Origin of the sequence: Neoroseomonas rubea (assembly GCF_016106015.1) — a bacterium.
In the GTDB taxonomy this organism is placed as follows: domain Bacteria; phylum Pseudomonadota; class Alphaproteobacteria; order Acetobacterales; family Acetobacteraceae; genus Neoroseomonas; species Neoroseomonas rubea.
This window is the reverse complement of record NZ_JACADQ010000639.1, coordinates 1-1,040: the sequence shown is the minus strand read 5'-3', so window position 1 is coordinate 1,040 and position 1,040 is coordinate 1. Positions and strand designations below refer to the sequence as shown.

The window sequence follows — 1,040 nt, the reverse complement described above, 5'->3', positions numbered from 1 at the left end:
GGGGGTCGTCGCGGCCGCCGATGTGCCCTTCGAGGCGGTCGCCGCGCTCGACCGCCGCGTCTTCCCCGTCGCCCGCGATGGCTTCCTGCGCGGCTGGCTGGCCGCGCCGGGCCATGTCGCGCTGGCGGCGCGCGGGCCGGGCGGCCTGGCCGGCTACGGGGTGCTGCGCCCCTGCCTAGAGGGATCGAAGATCGGCCCCCTCGTCGCGACCGATCCGCGCGCGGCGCGCGCGCTGTTCGCCGCGCTCCTCGCAGCTGCACCCCAGGGGCCGGTGTACCTCGACCTGCCGGAGCCGAACGCGGATGCCGTCGCCATGGCGGTCGCGGCCGGCATGACGCCCGCCTTCGAGACGGCGCGGATGTACGCCGGCCCCGATCCGGCCCTGCCGCTGGCCGACATCTACGGCATCACGAGTTTCGAACTCGGCTGAGCCCTGCCGCGCCCGCGCGGTTGACCGGCGCGGGGCGGAGGGTCTAGCGCTGCCCCTCGGTTTCGCGAGGGGAGCGACTTCCATGGCGACGATTTCCGGCCGGCCCTTGCGCCTTGCCGCCCTCTTCGCCGTGGCGGCGTTGCTCGCTGCGCCGGCTCTGGCCCAGCCCGCCGCGCCAGAGCCCTTCGCGCTCGACCTCCGCGAGGCCGCCGGCAGGCCCGCCCTGGTCCCCGGCGCGACGGTCACGATCCGCCTCCGTCGCGGCGAAGCCGCCCATCTCCGCCTGCCGGAGGGGGCGGGCGACCTGGTCGCCCAGACCCGCCGCCTCGCGCGGGACATCGACACCGTCATGGCGCTCGTCGATTCGCAGGGCCGCGTGCTCGCCGAGGACGACGACGGCGGCGAAGAGGACCTCGCCTCCCGCATCGACATCTTCGGCGACCAGGCCGGGCCGCTCTTCCTCCGCGTCGGGCTGCTGGACCAGGCAAGCGGGACCTTCGACCTCGAACTCGCCGCCGCCCCGCCGCGCGCCCCGGATGCGCCCGCCGCGACGCTGGTCGAGGCCGTCGCGCGCCCGCCGCTCGAGGTCGGCCAGGGCGTGGCGGTGCGC

Annotated in this window: 2 protein-coding genes; both read left to right on the top strand. The window is 76.9% G+C overall.

The window, feature by feature from the left end:
- Positions 1-430: GNAT family N-acetyltransferase (locus tag HW577_RS25515; protein WP_474100259.1), on the top strand; the 430-nt coding region annotated here is incomplete at its 5' end.
- Positions 431-512: 82 nt separating this feature from the next.
- On the top strand, positions 513-1,040 hold a 528-nt coding region (locus HW577_RS25510; protein WP_419956612.1), incomplete at its 3' end, for a hypothetical protein.